Raw genomic sequence first — 5,263 nt, 5'->3', positions numbered from 1 at the left:
GCGAGCCGCTCCGCCTCGGCGATTGCAGGCGCGAATTCCGCGTCGCCCGCCCGCGCCTGCGCAACCAGCGCGGCGAGCTGCGCCGCAAGCGCCGGAGCCACCGGCCGGTCGTTGATCGGCCTGACGGGCTCCAGCCGCGGATCGATCGACTCCGCCGCACGCGGCTGAAGCGACGGGTAGGGCCCGCCTGAGGTGGAGCAGGCGCCGAGCAAAAGCACCGGCAGGATCAGCGGCTGTCGCATCGCTGCGTCTGTAAGGAGAAAATGGCGCGCCCGGAAGGATTCGAACCTCCGGCCCCCAGATTCGTAGTCTGGTGCTCTATCCAGCTGAGCTACGGGCGCGCGAATTGCCGAAATTGGCAGGGGCGCGACATAGGGGCGGCAGCCGGATGGCGCAAGCCTTCCGGAACGCTGCCGATGCGCCTTCATTTGCGCCGCGCATGAGCGACGACCGGAGCCTTAACGGCGCCTTGAAGCGCAACATCGACGCGCTCCGCCGTCGCCGCATCGTCAAGGGATCGACGAGATGAAGCGACGGGTCGCGCCGGAGGCGGTGCTCGACGCGATCGATCAACCCGAAACTGAGTCCCGATGAAGGGCGCTGTAAAATTCCCGTTAACTTCCGTTGGCCGAGATGATAGCATCCGGCGGGCCGGCTCGGCTTCAGGCCGACCGGCACAAGGGGGGTCCGCCCTCTCTGGCGCGAGGGCGGGCCTTCACGTGATCCGATCAGGCGACGATCGCGAGACCCACGATCGCCACGATCACGAGCAGCCCTATGAGACCGGCTGCGAGCGCCAGCCTGAGCCGGTCGCGGCGCATTTCCTCCCGCTCCACTTCGAAGCGGCGGCGGCTCTTTTCGGCGAAAAACTGTTCCCAATCCTCCACGTCGACCGTGGATTGGATGAATTTCCGATGGAAGCAAGATTAACTTGCGACGGCGCTCTGGATGCAGGCGGTGCCGGCGCTGGCGCGCTGGGCGAAATCCTCTGCAAGCTTGGCATGCCATGCGCGCGCGGTGTCGGTCATGGCCCGTTGCGCGGCCATCCGTTCCTCGACTGCCCGGCGCCGATAGTAACGCTCGTTCGACTCCACTGGGTCCCCCTCCGCTAGAGAACCCCCCGACCATCCACCCGGAATGCCTAAGAGATGGTAAATATCCACAGGCGGGGATGCCGCTTCTGCGACAAATCAAATCCGCGGCGGCGGATGTGCCACACTGAAACAGTCTTCGTGCCCCGCAATGACACGGACGGCGGCGTGGCAGATCATCCTTGAAACCTAACGACTCGCCGCTCGTTACGGGTGAAATGGTTTCGAAGGAACGCACCATGCTGAGTTCGATCGAGTCCCGCCGCAAAGCCTTCAACCCGGCTGTGCGCGGTTATCATGCGGTCTATCATGACGGCGAAGTCAACCACTGTCCGGGGTGCGGGCGGACGCACTGGCTGATCGGCCGCATCTCGGCCGAATGCGCCTTCTGCTCGACCGCACTTCCCCTCACGGACGCGGCAACGCAGGGACCTGCCGCCGCGCCGGTGTTCTGGAGTGGGCGCCGCCCCAGCTATGCCGAGCTCGACGCGGCTTAGCCTCTAGGCAAATCTCCATATTTCTCCGTGGGCGCCATCATATTATGGTGGCGCCCATGACGAAGAGAGTCGCCCTTCTGCTCGCAATGCTGGCGACCGCCACGACGGCTCATGCCGGCGCTTCCAATTTCACCCTGGTCAACGCCACCGGCACGCCGCTTGCCGACCTCTCGATCCGGCGCGCCGGGACAGAGGAGTGGAAGCCGCTCGCGCCGGCGCCCGCGCCGGGCGCCGGCGCGCCGATCAAGTTCGACAATCCGGACTGCGCATTCGACATCCGTGCAAAGGTGGCGGGGAAGGACGCCGTGACTTGGGCCGGCGTTAATCTGTGCGACGTGAAATCGGTGGTTCTGAAGCGCGACGAAGCGGCTGGCGCGTGGGTCGACTACGACCAGTGAGCACCCGGCGCCGTAGCGGTGCCCGATAAGCAACGCCGGCGAGCGCCGGCTGCGGTTTTACCGAATCGAGCAGCTTGGCGCCGGCGATGAACACGACCCCGGTGCAGGCAAGCGCGAGAAGAATGCCGCCCCAACCGGGATAGGTTTCGAGGTAGAGCCGGCCGCGTTCGACCGCGCCGAGCGCAATGGCATAAATCACCAGCCACGCCTCGAGGCGCGTCTTGATCGTGAACAGCCGGCCGAGTTTCCTGAGCATCACCATCGTTAACGCATGAACGCCTGAACGGCTGTTTTGCGCCGTTCGGATGCTAAAGAACAGGGTTAAAGTGGCAGTAACACTTGGCCTTTTGTCCCGCTCCGGGACTAGGCGGAGGCGAGCTCCGACAGCCCCAATGTATCGAGCAGCGCCGAGCGGGCGCGTTCGACATCGGCGATCAGTTCAGGCCGCTGCAGCGCGTCGTGGGCGATTTGCTCCGGCCAGTGTTGGCGAACCACGTCGGCAATGCGGTCGAGCCTGGCCTCGTCGGCAAGGAAGCGCGGATCGATCGTGGCCGGATCGGCGACCACGCGCAGCCTGAGGCACGCCGGCCCGCCACCGTTCGCCATCGACTCGCGCACGTCGACGACTTCGACCCGGCGGATGGGCCCGTTGCCGGCAAGGTGTCGCTCGATCCAGCGCCAAACCGACGCCGTCTCGCGCGCTTCGGTGGGGACGACGAGGGTCATCTCGCCGTCCGGCGAACTCACCAGCTGCGCGTTGAACAGGTACGACTTCACGGCGTCCTCGAGCGGGACTTCTGCCGCGGCGACCTCGACATATTCGAATCCGGGAACGTTCGTCTGGCAGGCATCGAGCAGCCGCTGCTTGTCGGCGAAGGCTTGCTCATGCGCGAAGAGGACGCGCTCGTTGGAGACAGCGACGACATCGTTGTGGAATGCGCCGGCCGCGATCGCTGCCTCGGACTGCTGGACGAAGACGGTTCGCCCCGGATCGAGCAGGTGCAGCCTGGCGATCGCCTTGGACGCTTCGACATGCTGGCGCGCCGGGAAGGCGCCTCCCGATACGCCGTAAACGAAGATCTCGAGCCCGGGCTCGGCGTGGCCGCTCGCGAGGCGCATGTGGTTCGCGGCGCCTTCATCGCCGAACGCCGGCGGCACCGGCGGATGGACCTGGAAATAAGCTCCGTCCCTGAACGCGACGAGCAGCTGGCTCAGCGTCGAGCGCCACTCGAGGCTCCGGTGCGGCATGGTCCGAAGGTTCGCGACCGTCAGGTGGCACTTGCGGTCGGCGGTGTCCGGCGCCGGCGATACGGTCGCGGCATTGGCCGCCCACATCGGCGATGCCGACATGGCGTTCGCGGCAATCGTCGGCTCGGCCTCTTCGATGCTCGTACCGAGCCGCGCCAGCCAGCCGCGGTGCGGCCGCGGGTGGGGAAGGAAAATTCCCTGGGCCAGTCCGAGCGCCAGATTGGCGCGCATCTTGTCGATGCCTTCCAGCGCAGCCGAGCGCGGCCGCGACACCTGGCCCGCATGACCCATCGACGCGACATTGCCGAAGCTCAGCCCGGCATAATTGTGGCTCGGCCCGACGATCCCGTCGAAGTTGATTTCCGTCAGCGGCATCAGCGCGCGACCATCACCACATCGTCGCCGACGCCGACCTCGAGCAGGTCGGCGGCTTCGGCGTCGATGCAGACGCCCTTCTTCGGCAGCTTCTTCACGCTCGTGTAGCAGCAGCGGAAATCCTTGAGCCTTCCGGCCGCGACGAGCGCCGTCGCCTTTCCTCCCTCGCCGATCTCGCACACCTTCTCGCGCGCCGACTCGCGCACGGTGCGAATGTCGTCGGTGTCCGCAGTGACTGTCGGACCGCCGTCGAAAATGTCGACGTAGCGGTCGAAGTAAAAGCCTTCCTCCTCGAGCATCCGCAGCGCTGCCTTGCCGCTCGGGTGCGGCTGCCCCATTACCGCCTTCGCTCCGTCGGTCAGCAGCGCGACGTAGACGGGCGAGCGCGGCATCAGGTCGGCGATGAACTGGGTGCCGTGGACTGCATTGAACTCGTCAGCCTCCGGGAAGGTCATGCCGAAGAACTTGCCGGCGAGCGCGTCCCAGAAGGGCGCGTTCCCCGCCTCGTCCATCACACCGCGAAGCTCCGCCAGCGTTCGGTCGCCGAACCGCTGCCGGTGCAGCTTGATGAACAGATAACGGCTGCGCGCCAGCAGCGAACCCCAGCCGCCCGCGCGCAGCTCGGGATGGAGGAACAGACCGCCGACCTCCGACGAGCCTTCTAGGTCGGTCGTCAGCGTGAGCAGCTGGTTGCGGAAGGTCTTGCCGAGCTCGGGGCTCGACTGGGTCAGCGTGCTCAGATGATAGGAATAGAAGGGCTGGGTGACACCGACCTGCCCGAACACCTGGCAGGTGCCGCGGATCCGGTTCGTCTTGGGGTCCTCGAGCACGAAAACGTAAAGGTCTCCGGTCTGGCTTTCCTCTTCGCGCTCGAAGCTCCGCATCGACCGGTCGAGCTTGGCGACGAGCGTCTGCCGGTCGGGCGGAAGGTTGGTGAAGCCGCCGCCGGTCAACTTCGCCATTTGGTAGATCGCCTTGTAGTCCTCGCCGGTCGCCGGCCGCACGCGATAGCTCATGCCGCCTCCATCAGGCGCAGGATCGTGACGGCCGACAAAGCGGCTCGCTCGCCGAGGCTTTCGGTGATCAGGAACTCGTCCATGCTGTGGATCTTGCCCCCACGGATGCCCATCGTGTCGACCACGGGCACGCCGCACGCGGCGATGTTGTTGCCGTCGCAAACACCGCCGGATGGCTGCCAGGCAATCGACTGGCCGAGGTCGGCGCCCGCCTGTTTCACGAGGTTGAACAGAGCCTCGGCTTCGGACGTGAGCGGCTTGGGCGGCCGTCCGAAGCCGCCGCTCAGCTCGATCTCGACCTCGCGCTCGGCGCGCACAGCGGCGACCGCTTCCTCAATCTCGCGCTTCGCCGCCGCTTCGATCCCGGGGGTGCGCGGACGCATGTTGACGCGCAGGACCGCGAGATCCGGGACGACATTGCTCGGGCTGCCACCCTCTATGCGCGAGGGGTTCACCGTCAGCCCGTCGCGCTTGAGCCGGTCGAGCCGAAGTGCAAGGTCGGCGGCGGCGAGCAAGCGATGCCGAGTGGAGCGACCAGCGCCGCAATCTCGCGCAGCTTGCCGGGATTGTGGGTGGCGATGACCAGCTTTTCGCCAATCGGTCTCATCGACCGACCGCCTTGAGCTGAGCTGTGAAAA

Annotated in this window: 9 protein-coding genes, 1 tRNA gene and 1 pseudogene; 2 read left to right on the top strand and 9 right to left on the bottom strand. The window is 66.2% G+C overall.

The window, feature by feature from the left end; all coding sequences use genetic code 11:
• The 4 genes and pseudogenes from GH737_RS12680 to GH737_RS12665 form a co-directional block, all read right to left on the bottom strand.
• A pseudogene (locus tag GH737_RS12680) lies at positions 1–242 on the bottom strand (hypothetical protein); the annotation flags it as partial.
• A 22-nt stretch (positions 243–264) separates the two neighbouring features.
• Positions 265–341: transfer RNA gene (locus GH737_RS12675), tRNA-Arg, on the bottom strand.
• A gap of 387 nt (positions 342–728) precedes the next feature.
• Entirely contained in the window at positions 729–887 is a 159-nt protein-coding gene (locus GH737_RS12670; RefSeq protein ID WP_155265168.1) for a hypothetical protein, read from the bottom strand.
• A 39-nt stretch (positions 888–926) separates the two neighbouring features.
• Complete coding sequence (locus GH737_RS12665) at positions 927–1,094, bottom strand: hypothetical protein (RefSeq protein ID WP_155265167.1); 168 nt, start codon at positions 1,092–1,094, stop codon at positions 927–929.
• 236 nt (positions 1,095–1,330) lie between these two features.
• On the opposite strand from GH737_RS12665, the gene GH737_RS12660 reads away from it, so the two are divergent.
• Both GH737_RS12660 and GH737_RS12655 read left to right on the top strand, forming a co-directional pair.
• On the top strand, positions 1,331–1,588 hold the full coding sequence (locus GH737_RS12660) for a hypothetical protein (RefSeq protein ID WP_155265166.1): 258 nt from the start codon (positions 1,331–1,333) through the stop codon (positions 1,586–1,588).
• A gap of 56 nt (positions 1,589–1,644) precedes the next feature.
• On the top strand, positions 1,645–1,986 hold the full coding sequence (locus tag GH737_RS12655) for a hypothetical protein (protein ID WP_155265165.1): 342 nt from the start codon (positions 1,645–1,647) through the stop codon (positions 1,984–1,986).
• Here the strand turns inward: GH737_RS12655 and GH737_RS15860 are convergent.
• The 5 genes from GH737_RS15860 to GH737_RS16100 all read right to left on the bottom strand — a co-directional run bounded on the left by GH737_RS15860 (position 1,910) and on the right by GH737_RS16100 (position 5,232).
• Entirely contained in the window at positions 1,910–2,248 is a 339-nt protein-coding gene (locus GH737_RS15860) for a hypothetical protein (RefSeq protein ID WP_338061784.1), read from the bottom strand. The two genes, GH737_RS12655 and GH737_RS15860, sit on opposite strands and share 77 nt — an antisense overlap.
• Positions 2,249–2,349: 101 nt before the next feature.
• Complete coding sequence (locus GH737_RS12650) at positions 2,350–3,609, bottom strand: N-succinylarginine dihydrolase (protein WP_155265164.1); 1,260 nt, start codon at positions 3,607–3,609, stop codon at positions 2,350–2,352.
• Positions 3,609–4,625, bottom strand: a complete 1,017-nt coding sequence (locus GH737_RS12645; RefSeq protein ID WP_155265163.1) for an arginine N-succinyltransferase — start codon at positions 4,623–4,625, stop codon at positions 3,609–3,611. The genes GH737_RS12650 and GH737_RS12645 overlap by 1 nt, the downstream gene beginning before the upstream one ends.
• A complete protein-coding gene (locus tag GH737_RS12640) occupies positions 4,622–5,140 on the bottom strand; it encodes a peptidase dimerization domain-containing protein (RefSeq protein WP_420853451.1) in 519 nt (172 codons plus the stop codon). Before GH737_RS12640 ends, GH737_RS12645 begins: the two co-directional genes overlap by 4 nt.
• Positions 5,083–5,232: a hypothetical protein gene (locus GH737_RS16100; protein WP_420853450.1), complete on the bottom strand. Its 150-nt coding sequence runs from the start codon at positions 5,230–5,232 to the stop codon at positions 5,083–5,085. Before GH737_RS16100 ends, GH737_RS12640 begins: the two co-directional genes overlap by 58 nt.
• Positions 5,233–5,263: the final 31 nt, after the last annotated feature.

Source organism: Sphingomonas segetis (genome assembly GCF_009720245.1).
Taxonomy (GTDB): domain Bacteria; phylum Pseudomonadota; class Alphaproteobacteria; order Sphingomonadales; family Sphingomonadaceae; genus Sphingomicrobium; species Sphingomicrobium segetis.
Note: the sequence above shows the minus strand (reverse complement) of the source record. Positions and strands in the feature narration are given on the sequence as shown.